This is a genomic window from Streptococcus equinus (assembly GCF_900101445.1).
GTDB lineage: Bacteria > Bacillota > Bacilli > Lactobacillales > Streptococcaceae > Streptococcus > Streptococcus equinus_B.
Map to the genome: position 1 here is coordinate 1173005 of NZ_FNKE01000001.1, position 16207 is coordinate 1189211.

General features: G+C 39.3%; 19 protein-coding genes. All 19 read right to left on the reverse strand.

All coding sequences use genetic code 11. The features are described 5' to 3' along the window. Window positions 1-67: 67 nt before the first annotated feature. The 19 genes from BLR83_RS05865 to codY all read right to left on the reverse strand — a co-directional run bounded on the left by BLR83_RS05865 (window position 68) and on the right by codY (window position 16074). Window positions 68-907: an amino acid ABC transporter substrate-binding protein gene (locus BLR83_RS05865; RefSeq protein WP_074560830.1), complete on the reverse strand. Its 840-nt coding sequence runs from the start codon at window positions 905-907 to the stop codon at window positions 68-70. A 105-nt stretch (window positions 908-1012) separates the two neighbouring features. Beyond that, complete coding sequence (locus BLR83_RS05870; RefSeq protein ID WP_074560831.1) at window positions 1013-2158, reverse strand: amidohydrolase; 1146 nt, start codon at window positions 2156-2158, stop codon at window positions 1013-1015. Window positions 2159-2173: 15 nt separating this feature from the next. Beyond that, window positions 2174-2860 carry a gamma-glutamyl-gamma-aminobutyrate hydrolase family protein gene (locus BLR83_RS05875; protein WP_074560832.1) on the reverse strand — a complete coding sequence of 229 codons (687 nt, stop codon included), beginning with the start codon at window positions 2858-2860 and terminating at the stop codon, window positions 2174-2176. Window positions 2861-3035: 175 nt separating this feature from the next. Beyond that, the gene (locus BLR83_RS05880; RefSeq protein ID WP_074560833.1) at window positions 3036-3752 is read right to left on the reverse strand and encodes a YebC/PmpR family DNA-binding transcriptional regulator; all 717 of its coding nucleotides are present in this window, start codon (window positions 3750-3752) and stop codon (window positions 3036-3038) included. 217 nt (window positions 3753-3969) lie between these two features. Further along, window positions 3970-5064 (reverse strand): nucleotidyltransferase, encoded by a 1095-nt coding sequence (locus BLR83_RS05885; protein WP_074560834.1) that lies wholly within the window; start codon window positions 5062-5064, stop codon window positions 3970-3972. A gap of 27 nt (window positions 5065-5091) precedes the next feature. Continuing rightward, the gene (locus tag BLR83_RS05890) at window positions 5092-5829 is read right to left on the reverse strand and encodes a class I SAM-dependent DNA methyltransferase (RefSeq protein WP_074560835.1); all 738 of its coding nucleotides are present in this window, start codon (window positions 5827-5829) and stop codon (window positions 5092-5094) included. A gap of 55 nt (window positions 5830-5884) precedes the next feature. Further along, a complete protein-coding gene (gene rsfS / locus BLR83_RS05895) occupies window positions 5885-6238 on the reverse strand; it encodes a ribosome silencing factor (RefSeq protein WP_013852201.1) in 354 nt (117 codons plus the stop codon). Continuing rightward, on the reverse strand, window positions 6235-6753 hold the full coding sequence (locus BLR83_RS05900) for a cysteine hydrolase family protein (protein ID WP_074560836.1): 519 nt from the start codon (window positions 6751-6753) through the stop codon (window positions 6235-6237). The genes rsfS and BLR83_RS05900 overlap by 4 nt, the downstream gene beginning before the upstream one ends. After that, the gene (gene yqeK / locus BLR83_RS05905; RefSeq protein ID WP_074560837.1) at window positions 6750-7349 is read right to left on the reverse strand and encodes a bis(5'-nucleosyl)-tetraphosphatase (symmetrical) YqeK; all 600 of its coding nucleotides are present in this window, start codon (window positions 7347-7349) and stop codon (window positions 6750-6752) included. Before yqeK ends, BLR83_RS05900 begins: the two co-directional genes overlap by 4 nt. After that, window positions 7339-7977, reverse strand: a complete 639-nt coding sequence (locus BLR83_RS05910) for a nicotinate-nucleotide adenylyltransferase (protein ID WP_074560838.1) — start codon at window positions 7975-7977, stop codon at window positions 7339-7341. Before BLR83_RS05910 ends, yqeK begins: the two co-directional genes overlap by 11 nt. A gap of 67 nt (window positions 7978-8044) precedes the next feature. Next, window positions 8045-8359, reverse strand: coding sequence for a ribosome assembly RNA-binding protein YhbY (yhbY, locus tag BLR83_RS05915; RefSeq protein WP_039696356.1), 315 nt, complete (start codon window positions 8357-8359; stop codon window positions 8045-8047). Between the two features lie 104 nt (window positions 8360-8463). Then, window positions 8464-9582 carry a ribosome biogenesis GTPase YqeH gene (yqeH, locus tag BLR83_RS05920; protein WP_074560839.1) on the reverse strand — a complete coding sequence of 373 codons (1119 nt, stop codon included), beginning with the start codon at window positions 9580-9582 and terminating at the stop codon, window positions 8464-8466. Continuing rightward, window positions 9582-10109, reverse strand: coding sequence for a YqeG family HAD IIIA-type phosphatase (locus tag BLR83_RS05925; protein WP_180366619.1), 528 nt, complete (start codon window positions 10107-10109; stop codon window positions 9582-9584). Before BLR83_RS05925 ends, yqeH begins: the two co-directional genes overlap by 1 nt. 116 nt (window positions 10110-10225) lie before the next feature. Then, complete coding sequence (locus BLR83_RS05930) at window positions 10226-11134, reverse strand: DMT family transporter (protein WP_074560841.1); 909 nt, start codon at window positions 11132-11134, stop codon at window positions 10226-10228. Between the two features lie 218 nt (window positions 11135-11352). Next, window positions 11353-12795, reverse strand: a complete 1443-nt coding sequence (gatB, locus tag BLR83_RS05935; protein WP_074560842.1) for an Asp-tRNA(Asn)/Glu-tRNA(Gln) amidotransferase subunit GatB — start codon at window positions 12793-12795, stop codon at window positions 11353-11355. Beyond that, window positions 12795-14261, reverse strand: coding sequence for an Asp-tRNA(Asn)/Glu-tRNA(Gln) amidotransferase subunit GatA (gene gatA, locus BLR83_RS05940; RefSeq protein WP_074560843.1), 1467 nt, complete (start codon window positions 14259-14261; stop codon window positions 12795-12797). Before gatA ends, gatB begins: the two co-directional genes overlap by 1 nt. Then, window positions 14261-14563 carry an Asp-tRNA(Asn)/Glu-tRNA(Gln) amidotransferase subunit GatC gene (gene gatC / locus BLR83_RS05945; RefSeq protein ID WP_006532958.1) on the reverse strand — a complete coding sequence of 101 codons (303 nt, stop codon included), beginning with the start codon at window positions 14561-14563 and terminating at the stop codon, window positions 14261-14263. Before gatC ends, gatA begins: the two co-directional genes overlap by 1 nt. Window positions 14564-14740: 177 nt before the next feature. Continuing rightward, entirely contained in the window at window positions 14741-15289 is a 549-nt protein-coding gene (locus BLR83_RS05950; protein ID WP_074560844.1) for a cysteine hydrolase family protein, read from the reverse strand. After that, a complete protein-coding gene (gene codY, locus BLR83_RS05955) occupies window positions 15289-16074 on the reverse strand; it encodes a GTP-sensing pleiotropic transcriptional regulator CodY (RefSeq protein WP_006532961.1) in 786 nt (261 codons plus the stop codon). The genes BLR83_RS05950 and codY overlap by 1 nt, the downstream gene beginning before the upstream one ends. Window positions 16075-16207: the final 133 nt, after the last annotated feature.

Here is a 16207-nt window from a genome sequence, read left to right on the forward strand (position 1 = left end):
CCTAATTAGTTATAGGTTTCAAATTGTTAAAATCAAGGTTTAGTTATAGTTTTAAACTATAACTAAATTAGTTTTCCGATGGGACAGTCAAGTCTTTAGCACTTGGAACATAATCTCCGCCAAGATATTTTTGTGCCAAGTCTGACAAAGTGCCATCCTTTTGCAAGGTCTTCAAACGCTTATTAACAAAGCTTTGCAAGTCTTTTTGATCTTGTCCCAGAATGAAATAAATGAAAGGTTGTTCATCTGATTTCAACTCGATAGTTTTCAAATTATCCAATTTTTGATTTTTAATAATGGTATTTACTGTAGGAGCATCAAAAATCTTGAAATCAAACTTACCGTCATTCAGATTTGTCAAAACTTGAGTGATATTTTCATTAGTGTAGTTGAGGTCAACAGCTTTGCTATTATTCTCAGTGTTAAATTTTTCAAGCTGAGCCGCCGTTGTTGTTCCTTGAACCACTTGTGTTGAATGTCCTGCAATATCATCGTATGAAGCAATATCTGAGTCTTTTGGCACTACCAAAACTGATGGTGTTGACCCGATAGGATAAGAATAGAGGTATTTTGCCGAACGTTCTTTGGTATAACTGATATTGTTGCCGCCAAGCTGATATTTCCCAGAATCAAGTCCTGTAAAAATCGATGACCACTCTGTCTTCTTGAAAGTCACTTTGTACTTATCAGAATCTTTGAAGACAGCTTTTGCCACCTCGATATCATAACCAGTTAGTTTACCTGATTCTTCGTAAGAGAAAGGTGCTGTCGTTCCAACTGTCGCAAAAGTCAGCTCTTTCTTATCAGATGATGCATCTGATGATGACTTTGATGAGCAAGCTGCAAGAAGCGTTGCTGAGACGAGAGCTAGTCCTGTTATTCCTAGCATTTTTTTCATAATCGTCATATCGTTTCCTACCTTCTTTAAGAGTTGCTTACATCTTAACATCAGAGCGACTTCTTAACAAATACTTAAATTCTATCACCGCGATAAAGAAATCTTATCACCCAGCTAGTCTTTATCCTTCGCAAAATAATCGAGCAAGTAAATAGCATTTTCAACAAAATACTGCACAGCTGTTTTGAGTGCTTCGTCTTTGACCATAAAAGTATCTTGGTGAAGCCCTGCCGCATCCTCATCGCCATTACTTCCAATCAAAGCAAAAACACCTGGAATCTTCTCTTGATAAGCCGCAAAGTCCTCACCAATGGTCAGAGGTTCAACTTCTAAAACCTTGGCAAATCGCTCAGAATTTTTAGCAATTAAAGGTGTCAACTCTTCATCGTTAAAAGTTAATGTCGGCGTTTTGCCCCATTCAATCGATACTTGAGCTGCAAATTGATCTGCTGTATTTTCGATAATTTTAGTGAATGAATCACGCAAATGCTGACGTGTCTCCGCAGAAAATGAGCGCATTGTCCCTTCAAAATAACCTGATTCTGGCATGACATTCCACGCGCTGCCCACATCAATGTGCGTCACTGACAAGACTGCAGGCTCAAAAGGCGATACCGTACGGCTGACAATCGCCTGAAGATTATTGACAATAGTTGTAATGGCTAAGACCGTATCTGTCCCAAAATCTGGACGCGCAGCATGCCCGCTCACACCACTAACAGTGACTTTAAACTTATCGACCGCTGCCATGATAGCTTTTGAGCGAAGCCCGATTTCCCCAGGTTTCAAATGAGGATAGTTATGGTAGCCAATAATAGCTGAAACATCCTTAAGGCCGCCATTTTCAATCACTTGATAGGCACCAACTGACACTTCTTCTGCTGGCTGAAAAATCAGGCGCACAGTTCCTTTTAGCTGCTCTTCTTTTGCTTTTAAAATCTCAGCAGCGCCTAAAAGACTAGTCTGGTGAAAATCATGCCCACAAGCGTGCATAGCACCATTCTTGCTTGCATAATCAAAAGTATTTCGCTCCACAATCGGAAGAGCATCGATATCTGCTCGCAAAGCTACAATAGGCTTACCTTGACCAATCTCTGCGATAAAACCTGTTGGTAAATCCGTCTCAAGGATACGAATGCCCAACTTTGAAATATACTCCTTCAAAAAAGCAGTCGTCTCAAATTCATTCTCCGAGATTTCTGGATGCGCATGAATTCTACGACGAACCGCTGCTAATTTAGCATAAAAATCTGATGTCATTTTGACTTCATCCCCCTACAAACTATTGACCACATAAGAAAAAATCTTACGGCTCTCTGCTTTTTCTAATAGTAATTCTGGGTGCCATTGGAAGCCTAAAATGGGCGCTCCATCCTTACTTTCATAAGCTTCAATCGTGCCGTCACGTGGGTCACGCGCTGTCGCAACTAAGCTTGGTGCCAACTCTTTCACACTTTGTTGGTGGAAAGAATTAACCCAAGCACCATTAGAAACCAACTTACTAACGCGGCTATTTGGCAGAATCTCAACTTCTTGTGATGTCCCTGAAAACTCTTTTTGCCAGTGGTGCTCAACCTTTTGGTTCAAAGTGCCACCCAAAGCAACGTTAAGCAGCTGCATACCGCGGCAAACTGCAAAAATCGGTTTCCTCTGCTTCAAAGCTTCTTTAATTAAAGCCAATTCAAATTCATCACGTTCCAAGCTATAATCATCACTGTCAATTGATTTTCTTTCACCATAAAACTCAGGAGTCACATTTTGACCGCCTGATAGGATTAGTTTATCAATCATGTCGATGTAATCTTTAGCCAAGTCTGGACTAGCAACAGGAATAACAATCGGAAGCCCCCCAGCTTCCTTGACCCCGTCAGATAAACGTCGTGACACCATATCATATGGCAAACCAGACCGTGCTGGAAGTTCTTTGATATTTCCCGAAATGCCAACAATAACTTTCTCCATACAAGCACCCCACTTTCTATCAATTATAAGAAGCCACTTTCTAAGTTAGAAATATTGTAAACCAAATACCCAAAGATTACCAATAGTTATTTTTTATCAGGGAGATAGGCTTTGGCTATAACCAAAAAAGACACCCAGCCTTTCGACTGAATGTCCTCTTTTTTATACTATCAGATTAGAAATCAGATACGTTGTGGTAGACTTTTTGAACGTCTTCGTCATCTTCAAGAGCGTCAACAAGTTTTTCAAATGTTTCAAGGTCTTCACCTTCAAGTGTAACTTCTGATTGAGGAATCATTTCAAGTTCAGTAACTTTGAATTCTTCAATACCGTTAGCACGCAAAGCTTCGATACCTTTGTGAAGGTCAGTTGGAGCTGTGTAGACAGTTACAACACCGTCTTCTGCTTCAACGTCTTCAACATCAACGTCAGCTTCTAGCAATTGTTCAAAAATGCTATCTGCATCTTCACCGTCAAAGACAATAACACCTTTTTTATCGAACATGTAAGATACAGAACCAGATGCTCCCATGTTACCACCGTTTTTACCAAATGCAGTACGCAAGTTAGCAGCAGTACGGTTAACGTTACTTGTCAAAGTATCAACGATGATCATTGAACCGTTTGGTCCAAATCCTTCGTAACGACCTTCAACGAAAGTTTCGTCTGTATTACCTTTTGCTTTATCGATTGCGCGGTCGATAACGTGTTTTGGAACTTGTGCTTGTTTTGCACGTTCAAGTACGAATTTAAGAGCTGAGTTTGATTCTGGATCTGGTTCACCTTTTTTAGCAGCTACATAGATTTCAACACCAAATTTAGCGTAAACTTTTGAGTTAGCACCATCTTTGGCAGTTTTTTTGGCAACAATATTGGCCCACTTACGTCCCATGGGTAGTCTCCTTTGTAAAGATTATTATTTATTTTAGCATGATTAAGTGATTTGACCAGTAAAATAGCCAAATCATTGAACTACTGAATTAGCAAAGCTAAATTCGTAATCCTTTTTATTATAGCACTTTGACAGGGCTGTGTAAAATGTTCCTAAAAATTAAAAGCGAAAACTGAGCTCAACAAAAGCCCAGTTTTTAGTTTATTTATGTAAGCGCTTATTTGTTGATTCTAATCGGCACTTTTCCCCAAGTTTGTTCTTGAAGGTGTGAATTACCAAGCTGATAGACTTGGTCGGCTTGCTGGGTCACCGCATCCCACGGTTTGGCACCGATTCGAGCCACGATATCCACAGACTTTTTCACCGTTTTCAGGTGTTTTTGCCCTTTTTCAGTGAATCCCAGCACATGTACCGCATTTGGCAGTGGTTTTTCCACAGCTCCAACCAAAATATAAGTCAAAATGCGACGCACACGCGCTTTCGTATAGCGTTTCGTGGCGACTTTATCCACCAATTCGTCCACAGTCGCTACACTCCTAATAGCAGAGCGAATACGACTGGCAAGTTCTTCATTTACTTGGAAAATCCCCGTCAAATCAGGATTTGTCAAGATTTGGTACTTGAGCAATTGGAAATAATTCTCCCAAGTCACCTGAGGAGCTCTTAGGAAAAGGTCAGCTTCTGGCATGAATTTTTCCACAAAAGCTTTGTCTTGCCTGTGCATACGCAAATTTGTCGCGGAAGCAAAAGCCACATCAGTGTCTAGCGAGTGATAACCAGCTCCCTGACGCTTGATAGGACTAAGCTGAATCGCCTTTCCAGCGCAGGCTTTGGCATAAGAAAGCCCTAAAATGTGGTTTGGCGTATCACCTGTGAATTTAACATCAGCAAATTTCTCCCACATTTTCTGCGTTTTCTGTGGATAAGACAAATTATCTGGCAAACTTTGCAAGTAATCCACCATTTTCTGTTGATTATCCGCATAAATCTGTGAAAAGTGTTGATAATCCAGATTTTCTTCCGTGCCGAAAGCCAACTTATCCACACCAAGACGCTCTAAAATGTCCACCGCGCCTTGTGCAAAGTAGTCAGCTGACTGAACAGCAACCAAAAATGGCAACTCAACCACCAAATCAGCCCCGCATTTCAGCGCCATTTCCGCACGCGTCCACTTGTCCACAACCGCAGGCTCACCACGCTGCACAAAATTCCCAGACATGGCAACAATCTTGACCCCTTCAGCCTGCGACAACAAATAACGATGCCCATTATGAAAAGGATTAAATTCAGCAATGATACCAGTGATAGTCATGATGTGCTCCTTAGAGAATCTTCTCCCCTACTTCTGGCACACAAAGAACCAGCGTTCTGATTTTTTGCGTGGCTTTTTGTCCTCAAAGTCGGCGTAGAGTTTAAATGATTTGAATCCTGCTTGTTCCAAGAGGATGTCGTAAGTCAAGACTTCGTATGTGCGTTCTTCGTGGACTTCGTCGTAGCGTGTGAAGCGTCCGTCTTCGTCTTGCAAGAAGAAAGTCAATTCGTGAACAACTGAGTGAGGTGCTTCGTCCGCGTAAGTATCCCAGACCATGGCAAATTCTTCAGCATTTTCATGGTAAGAGTAGCCAGGAAAGACAGTGTCAGTCTTATAAGTTGAGTGCACGTCAAAGATGAAGACACCGCCGTCATTTAAGCTGTCATAAACTTGTTTGAAGACGTCACCGACTTCAACTTCATCAGCCATATAACAGATAGAATCTGAGTAGCATGTCACCAAGTCGTACTTGCCAGCTTGCGACAAATCAAGCATATTACCTTGTTTGAATTCAATGTCCTCACCAGCAGCTTTTGCACGTTTTCTTGCGATTTCAAGCATATCCTCACTCAAATCAAGCCCTGTCACGTCAAAGCCAGCTTTAGCAAAACGTACTGACTGAATCCCAGTTCCACAGGCTAACTCCAAGAGTTTTTTCTTATCTTTTGGAAAATGGCGGAGCGAAAAGTCTGTCCATTTGTCATAAAGGCTGTCGTCCATGATTGCATCATAAACCGCTGCAAATTTTTCGTAGTTTTTGTTCATTTTCGTTTCTCTTCAAGTTTCAAAAACCTTGCCAAATGGCAAGGTAAGATTATCCTTAAGCAAGGTATTCTGACACATCAACCATAGGTGCTTCGTGCCACAATTTTTCAATGTTGTAGTGTTCGCGTTCGTCTTCTGAGAAGATGTGAACAACAACATCGTTAAGGTCAAGTAGTACCCAACCAGTACGACTATCACCTTCAGCGTGGCTAGCATCTCCACCTGCTTCTTTAACTTTTTCACGGATATTTTCTGCAATAGCGTCCAATTGACGAGTATTCATAGCGCTCACGACTACAAAATAGTCAGTCACACTAGTCAATCCGTAAAGGTCCAAAACGACCATATCTTCTGCACGTTTCTCATCAGCTGCTTTCACAACAACAGCTAAAAGTTCTTCTTTAGTCAATATAAATCCTCTTTCAATATTTCTTCTATCGTTTTCACCTTGGCAAATCGATTATGCCAAATAGCTTCGTAATGTTTTTGTAGTTGCTTTGCTGTCAGGAAATCACTATCAAAAGTAGTCGTTCCATTCTTAGGAATAATCACCTGATACCCTAGTTCAAATGCCACTTTAACAGTCGTATCAATGCAGTAATCAGTTGCCATTCCGATAATCACTAAATGACTAAACGCTTGGCTAGCCAGATATTCTTGTAGCGAGGTTTCTTTAAAAGCACTATTATATTGCTTATCAAAAATTTTTTCTCCTGCTTTCGGAGCAACACCGTCGTAGATTTTCCATCCATGACTACCAAAAACTAACTCTTCGTCATGATGTCGAACATAGATGACTTCAACACCTTTTTCACGACAACTTGTTATTAATTGCTGCCAAATAGACAGGCACTCCTGCATTTGATAAGGTACATTTTCAATCAAATCATTTTGAATATCTACGACTAGTAAAGCAGTTTTCATTTATCAGACCTCATATACCCCACATAAGCGTTATAGGTTTCAATAGTTTGTGGGAAAATTGGGAAGGCTTGGTGGGCTAGGTGCTCAACGGTGTGAACTGTTTCGTAAGCGACAGCTTTGTCAAGCGATTCTTTGGCAATCACACGCGCTTCTTCCACCAATGGGAAACAGCGACCTGGCTCGATATAATCAGCAACATAGATAACCTTATCAAGTAGTGACATGGCTCCAGAGCCAACAGTGTGCGTCTCAATGCTACGTAAGATTTCCTTATCTGTCACACCTAAATCTTCTTGAATCTTATAAATACCAACCATGCCATGCCAGACATTGTTACCCCATTTTTTGAGTTTTGGGTCAAGCTTATACTTATCAATCAAGTCTAAAAATTCTTGGTCAGAAAGTTCTTTGGCGTAATCGTGAATCAAACCAGCCAGTCCAGCTTTTTCAGTATCACAGCCATAGCGTTCAGCTAGTTCAATCGCTGTTTTTTCCACACCAAGAACGTGTTTAAAGCGTTTCTCGCTCATGGCTGATGCAACTTTTTCTAAAAGCTCAACACGTTCGATTCCCGCTGTGTAAGTCTCATAGGTCACGGTAAAGACCTTCTTTCTCAATGTAGTCGATAACAGCTGGTGGTGTCAAAAAGTTTGGTCGACAGCCAACCTCAAAGTGATGACGAATCAAGCTTGATGAAATGTCCATCATTGGCACATCTACCCAAATGACAGGATATGATGTTCCTGCCTTGTATTTAGGACGTTGCACACCAACGAATTGAACCATTTTGATTAATTCATCAATTTTGTACCATTTTGGAAGGTAATCAACCATATCAGCACCGATAATGAAATAATAATCCACGTCTGGATTTTTTTCGATTAAAAGCTTCATGGTATCGTAAGTGTAACTGATACCTTTACGCTCTAATTCGATTGTTTCAATATCCAAACCTTCAACGCCTTCAATAGCTAGCTCAAGCATTTTCAAACGGTGTTTTTCATCAATCGTTTCTTTTTTATCAAGATGTGGTGGCTCATATTCGGGCATAAGAAGAACTTTGTCCAAACACAATTGTTGGCGGACTTGGTCAGCAACCACGAGATGAGCATTGTGGACAGGGTTAAAATTTCCGCCCAAAATACCAATTTGCTTACGATTTTTATCTTTTTCCTTTTTCTCCAGTTCCACTTTGGTAAATGGAGTAACTAATTCTAATGCCATACGACTACCTCCGAGCTTGGTATTACCTACCAAGCTCAATCAACTACATCGCCCGTTAAAAAACAGACTATTTATTCAGTTCTTTTACTTTTGGTGAGATTTTACGGTTTTGTTTTTTAGATGATTCTTTGTAAAGAATGATGATACGTCCGATTTTAAGAACAGTATCACAACCAATCTCATCTTCCAAGATTTCAGCCACTTCATGAATGTCTTCGTCAGTATTTTGAAGAAGAGTGACTTTAATCAATTCACGCGCGTCAAGTGCATTGCGGACGCTTGTTTTAATTTGGTCGTTAAGACCATTTTTCCCAATTTGTACAATTGGTTTCATTGAATGTGCTTGTGATTTCAAAAAAGCACGTTGTTTACTTGTTAGCATATTCTTTAATATAAAGGCATTATCAACACCAGGCGATTTTCCTGGTGTCTAGCCCCGTTCAAATCAAGTTGTTTTGACTTGAACTTCCTTTCTTTTAGTTTTCTTTAAATCAATGCTTTACGAAGAAGAACAGCTACACCTTCTGGTGCCCAAGCTGCAATCTTCACTGGGTTAGCTTGTGAGGCTTTAATACGAATCCAACCAAGTCCTGAATAAACTACATCCATTTTATCTTTGATGGTAAATTCATGACGAACCAAATTTGGAAACTCAGCCAATTCTTTATCACTTGGTGGTGTCAAAAGACTACCAACGTGTTTGTCGTAAAACGCATCAGCGCCAGCTAATTTAGTACGGTGTAATTTCAAATTATTATCAAAATAAGCTGTGAAACCTTGTTTGTCACCTGAGATAAAATCAAATCGACCCAAACCAGCTAAGAACAAAGTTTGTTCTGGATTAAGTTGGTAAGTTTTTGGTTTGATTTCTTTTTTCGGGCTGATGTATTTTAGATTCTTATCACCAAGGTAGTGCGCCATTTGGTGACGGTGAATGATACCTGGTGTGTCAAAAATGTAAGACCCATCATCAAGTGGAATTTCAATTTTATCAAGCGTTGTTCCAGGGAAACGAGACGTTGTGATAATGTCTTTTTCTCCTGTGATTTCTTTGATAATGGCATTGATAAGTGTTGATTTACCAACGTTTGTTACACCTACCACGTAGACATCACGACCACGACGCAATTTCTCAATTTTTTCAATCAAGTCTTTAATAGCTTGATGATTTTGCGCACTAGTCAAGATAACATCAACTGGACGAAGACCTTCTTCGTGGGCACGCTCAGTCAACCATTGTGTCACTTTACCTGTTTTTACAGATTTAGGCAAAATGTCTTTTTTGTTTCCGACAAGAAGAACATCATTGCCAGAGACAAAGCGTGACAATCCTGGGATAACTGATCCGTTAAAATCAAAGATATCCACAACGTTAACAACAAGTGCATCACTATCCCCAACTTCATGAAGAAGTTTCAAGAATTCGTCATCAGTAATGTGCACGTCAGTGATTTCATTGTAGTGACGTAATCTAAAACATCTTTGACAATACAATTCACCAGTCTCTAAGCCCTTTTCAAGAGCTGCTTTCGGTGTGTATCCTGCTTGTTCTTTATCTTCTGTTTGAATTTTGGCTCCGCAGCCAATACATAATAATTCTTCCATTAAATTCCTTTTTGATATTGGATTTTTCCGTATTTTTCTTCAAGTTTAGCCCAAACACGACGTTCACGCCAACGATTAATTCTAGTATTCCAAGCATCAGATTTAACCAAAGGTTTAACCAAAACAGATTGAATCTCTGCACGATGCGCAGCGCGAATATCTGTCATCAACTGGTCACCAACCATGATAACTTCATCACGGTCAAATCCATAACGCTTGATGGCTTTATTAATACCACGTGTGAAAGGTTTCATTGAACGGCTAACAAAGTCCACACCAAAGCGTGATACCGCACGATCAACACGTGAATAACTGTTATTTGATACGACAACCACAGAAATATCAGCCATGGTCATTTCATCCAACCATGCCCTAACTTCTGGTGTTCCATCTGGGTTATTCCATGCAATTAGTGTGTTATCTAAGTCAACTAAAACGGCATGAATACCATGTCGCAACAAATCATCTGCTTTTAAATCATAAACTGCCTCTACCACGAAGGTCGGCCTATAATCGTCTATACTCAAATTACTCTCCAAAAAAATATATTTTACTATTTATTTTAACATATTTAGACCAATATGGCGAATTGGATAATACCTTAATTTAATAAAAAAAGAGCGAAAAACCACTCTTTAAACATTTAATGCAATTGTTTTTTGACGACTACTAAATCTCGTAAAGAAATTAATAGGACCGCACCGACGATGAAAATCATGCCTAGAAAATCCATTGGGTAAAAGATTTCGTGCATAATCGTCAATGAGAAGAATACTGAAGAGATCGGCTCAACAGCAGCAAGCAAACTTCCTTTGACTGCACCGACAATAGCTGTTCCTTTTAAAAATAAGCTATAAGCAAAAACTGTCCCGACAATGATGATACCAAACAATCCTAGCAAATTTCCTGGATTTAGTACTAAAGTGTATTGCCATGGTTTTACCAAGATTGGGAAAAGAATTCCCCCCATAATCATGCCAAGACCAATCACCGTGAAGCTACCAAACTCACGAATTAATTTCGCTGGCAAAATAATATAAAACGAATAAGTTACCGCAGAAAATAATCCCCAAGCAAAACCTACTGGCGTGATTGCTAAGCCATCTAGACGTCCGTGCGTTGCGATAATATAGGTCCCAAAAATAGCTAAAATAATCGCTAGAACTTCACTTCCTCGTGGTAGTTGCTTTTTCCTAATCGAAACATACCCCAAAACAAGAATCGGTGCCATGTACTGTATAACCGTTGCTGTTCCAGCATTGGTACTTTCGATTGCTCTTAGATAAGCGTACTGATTTAGCACAAGCCCAATCAGAGAAAATAAGGCAATACCACCAAGCGCTTTTAATGACGTTACAGCCTTCAAAAACGTCTCACGCTGATTAAGTGCTGCAATAGTCGTCATTATCACACCAGCGGTAATTAAACGCACACAAGACAATAAATCGACATTCATTCCATGGGCCATCAAATATTGCCCAGAAACCCCAGAAATCCCCCAGAATATCCCTGCAACAAGAACCATAATAGTTCCCTTAAACATCTTATTCATCTTAACTCCATCTACCTTACCAAATAAAATTCAGCTCCAAGTATAACACATTTAGCAGCTAGAAAACACACCAATTCTCACACTTTTTGTAAAGTAATCTTTCTAAAAATTCTTTCAGTTTTGTGCATTATAAAAAGCCCAGCACTTGCTGAGCTTTAGATTATAATCTGGCTTATATTAGCTAAAAAATCACCCCGAAGGATGATTTCTTAGACATCTTAGTCTTCTTTTAATTTTGCCAATTCTTGTGCCAACAATTTAAGGGCAACTTGTGGGTTTGCTTTACCTTTTGTGGCTTTCATCAAGAATCCAGTGAAGGCTTTATCAGCATTACGTTTACCTGACTTGAAGTCAGCAACAGCAGCTTCATTGTCTTCAAAGACTTGGTGAATAATTGGAATAAGTACTGCAGGGTCAGAAATTTGAACCAAACCAGCTTTTTCAACGTATTCACGCGCAGAACCACCGTTTTTAGCCAAGTGAACAAAGACTTTCTTGGCAATTTTTGATGAAATGGTACCATCAGCAATGATAGCAAGCATTTCAACAAGGTTTTCTGGTGTTAACAAGATTTCAGAAAGTGTTTTGTTTTCGCTGTTAAGGAATTGAGCCACTTCACCTTGCAACCAGTTAGAAACGTGTTTAGCATCACCACCAAGAGCTACTGCACTTTCAAAGAAATCAGAAGTTGCTTTTGTTGCAGTCAATTGAGCAGCATCGTAAGCTGTCAAGCCAAATTCATTAATGTATTTAGCACGACGTTCTTTTGGAAACTCTGGAAGAGTTTGACGCATTTCTTCAATCCATTCGTCAGACACTTCATAAAGTGGTAGGTCTGGTTCTGGGAAGTAACGGTAATCTGATGCACCTTCTTTAACACGCATCAAAATTGTTTCACCAGTTGATTCATCGTAACGACGAGTTTCTTGTTGGATTTGACCACCTGAACGAAGCACTTGTGCTTGACGTTTTTGCTCGTAGATAAGTCCTTTACGCACATTGTTAAATGAGTTCAAGTTTTTCAACTCAGCTTTTGTACCAAATTCTTCTTGACCATAAGGACGAAGAGAAATGTTGGCATCCACACGCATAGAACCTTCTTCCATCTTAACGTCAGAAATACCAGTGTATTGGATAACTTCTTTAAGAGCAGTTAGGTAAGCATAAGCTTCTTCTGGCGAACGCATATCAGCTTCAGATACGATTTCGATAAGCGGCACACCTTGACGGTTAAGGTCAACATATGAGTAACCATCAGTACCGTGAGTGTTTTTACCAGCATCTTCTTCCAAGTGAGCACGTTCGATACGAATTTTCTTAGTTGAACCATCTTCAAGTTCAATTTCAATCCAACCATTGTATCCAATTGGTTCATCAAATTGTGAAATTTGGTAAGCTTTTGGATTATCAGGATAGAAATAGTTTTTACGGTCAAAGTGCATGTTTTGGTGAATGTCCATGTTAAGGGCTAGTGCTGCTTTAATACCAGCGTCGATAACACCTTTGTTCATAACAGGAAGAACACCTGGGAATGACCAGTCGATAACATTTGTATTTGTATTTTGGTCGTTACCAAAATGTGTTGATGTCGGTGAAAAAATCTTTGAATTAGTATTTAACTCAACGTGGACTTCAAGCCCGATGACTGTTTCAAAGTTCATTATTTGTCACCTCCAAAAATAACGGGTTGTTGTTTATGATAATCAGTTGTTGCTTCAAAAGCAGCTGCTGCTTGATAGATTGTTTCTTCGCTGTATTTAGGACCAATCAATTGCATACCAACTGGAAGACCTTGAGCAAATCCTGCAGGAATTGAAATACCTGGAAGACCAGCCAAGTTAACAGGAATTGTCAAAATATCAGCCAAGTACATAGAAACAGGATCGTGGTTAAGTGTATCCAAACCAAATGCTACGCTTGGTGCTGTTGGACCTAAGATAAGGTCATAGTCAGCAAAGATTTTTTCGAAGTCGCGAATAATCAATGTACGAACTTGACCAGCTTTTTTGAAGTAAGCATCGTAGTAACCTGATGACAAGCTAAATGTACCAAGCATGATACGACGTTTCACTTCATCACCAAATCCTTCACTACGAGTGTTCACGTAGATGTCTTCAAGGTTGTTGTAGTTTTCAGTGCGGTAACCATAACGAATACCATCGAAACGTTGCAAGTTTGAAGAAGCTTCTGATGATGCAATGATATAGTAAACTGCTACACCGTATTTACTGTGTGGAAGGCTAACTTCTTCAACAGTAGCACCAAGTTTTTCAAAGTGTTTTGCAGCATTAAGAATTGTTTCTTTAACTTCTGGGTCGATACCTTCACCAAGATATTCTTTTGGAAGGGCAATCTTCATGCCTTTAATATCTTGACCGATTTTACCAGTGAAATCAGGGACTTTGCGATCAGATGATGTTGCATCTTTTGCATCATGACCAGCAATGACATTCAACAATTGCGCATTTTCTTTAACAGTTTGAGCAAATGGACCAATTTGGTCAAGTGAGCTACCAAATGCAATCAAACCAAAACGAGACACACGCCCGTATGTTGGTTTCAAACCAACAACACCATTGAAGGCTGCTGGTTGGCGGATAGAACCACCAGTATCTGAACCAAGTGACAAACGAACTTGACCTGACGCTACTGCAGTTGCAGAACCACCAGATGATCCACCAGGAACTTTAGTTTGGTCCCAAGCATTTTTAGTTTTCTTGAAGTATGATGTTTCAGTTGAACCACCCATGGCAAATTCGTCCATGTTTGTTTTACCGATAACCACCATATCTTTGCCGTAAACTTTTTCAACAGCAGTCGCATCAAAAATTGGTTCGTAGTTATAAAGCATTTTAGATGCTGCAGTTGTTAAGATACCACGTGTTGAAATGTTATCTTTAACAGCCAAAGGAATACCAGACATCACATTATCAGCATCGATACCTTTTTCATCGATAGCTTTTGCTTGTGCAAGCGCAGCTTCTTCAGAAACAGTGATGAATGAATCAACAGCTGCTTCACGTTCTTTAATATCTTCAAGTGTTGCTTTTGTTAATTCAACTGCTGAGATTTCTTTATTGACAAGAAGATTGTGCAACTCATCAATTGATTTTGTATTAAATGACATTATGCATCTCCTCCGTCTTCTAAGATAGCAGGAACTTTAATATAGTAATTTTCAGATTGAGGCACGTTTTTAAAGAGCTCATCGCGATCGTCACCAGCTACTGCCACGTCTTCGCGCATAACAGTCTTACGATCTGCCATTGTCGTTGTTACAGGGACACCCTCTGTATCAACTTCGTTCAAGAGTTCTACCATATCGACAATCTTAGACAAAGTTGTCGCAAATTCTGTTGTTTCTTCTTCAGAAAATGACAATTTTGACAGATTTGCTACATGACGAACTTCTTCTTCAGAAATTTTCATCTCTATCTCTCCTTGATTAAATTAAATCGTAAACCAAATTTACAACATAGTCCCTAAAATTATACCATATTTTACTTTTCTTTAACATGTAAAAGAAAGGGAGAAAGCTCTTTCCAGAGAATTTTTCACACTTTTCTTCTAAAGCAAAAAAAGAAGTGGTCATCCACTTCTTTCAACTTAAATAATCTTTGCACCTAAAACATTTTTGAAATGATTTAAAGCAAACTGATGATTTTCTTGTGTTAAGCTCGCTACTGCCGCAGCAGGAATCTCAATACCATACCCAAGATTATAGGCATCAATAGCTGTGTGTAATACACAAATATCCGTTAGAACACCTGTCAAAACTACTGTTGTGACACGACGTTCACGTAGTCGAATATCTAAATCAGTCCCTGAAAAAGCTGAATAATGACGCTTATCCATCCAAAAGACACGTTGATCTGACTGGATTGTTTCATACAAGTCGGCTAGTTTCCCATACAAATCACGTCCACTTGTTCCCTTGATATTATGCGGTGGGAACAATTTTGCTTCTGGATGAAAATCATCACCTTCATCATGAGCATCAATGGCAAAGAAGATATAGTATCCAGCTTCATACGCTTCTTTAGTTACTCGGACAATATCATCTTCAATAGCTTGCGCTGGTTTTCCAGCAGTCAATTTACCATCGTCAGCTACAAAATCGTAGGTATAATCAATTGAGATAAGAGCTTTTGTCATTAATTATATTCCTTTAATTTGTCGAAGATACCTTCATTGATGACTTTAAGGTATGTACCTTTCATACCCAATGAACGGCTTTCGATGATACCTGCTGATTCCAATTTACGAAGGGCATTAACGATAACTGAACGTGTGATACCAATACGGTCAGCGATAACTGATGCAGTCAAACGACCTTCAGTTCCGTCCAATTCACCCAAAATAGCAGATACAGCTTTCATTTCTGAGTATGAAAGTGTGTTGATAGCCATGTTAACGGCTGTTTGTTTACGGATTGTTTCTTCAAGATTTTCAGTTTGAAGGTTAAGCAATTGGATACCAACTACTGTAGAGGCGATTTCAACAAGGATCAAATCGTCTTCTGAGAATTCTTCATCGTTACGCCAGATGATAAGAGAACCAAGGCGCATACCACCACCATAGATAGGGGCGATTGTTGTCAATCCATCAGGATAGATATCTTTTGATTCAACTGGGAAAATTGTCAAATCATTATCTACAGATAAGTTAGCTTCAGTATCGTAAACACGACTAGCTGCTTTTACATAACTTTCTGGGAATTGTTTTGCTTGAAAGAATTCCTCAACACGGTCAGTATTAGTTTTGTATTTCATTGCATAACCAAGAAGGGTTCCTCCCCCGTTGATGATGCAAGAGTTACAATCAATAATGTCAGCAAGTTGAGCGGCCATTGTGTTATATGGCAATTCAGTATCTAGGCTGTCAACAGAGCGTTGCAAAATTGATGTAATCTTACGTGTTTTTTCTAATAAATTCGGCATTTTCTACTTCCTTTGCGTTATTTGCGTTACAATTATATCAAAGGAACCCTTATTTTGCAAACAAATTATCAGAAAATTTCTGTATCTTCTGACATTTTGTAAGCGGATACTTTTTAACCTGAATTTAATTAAA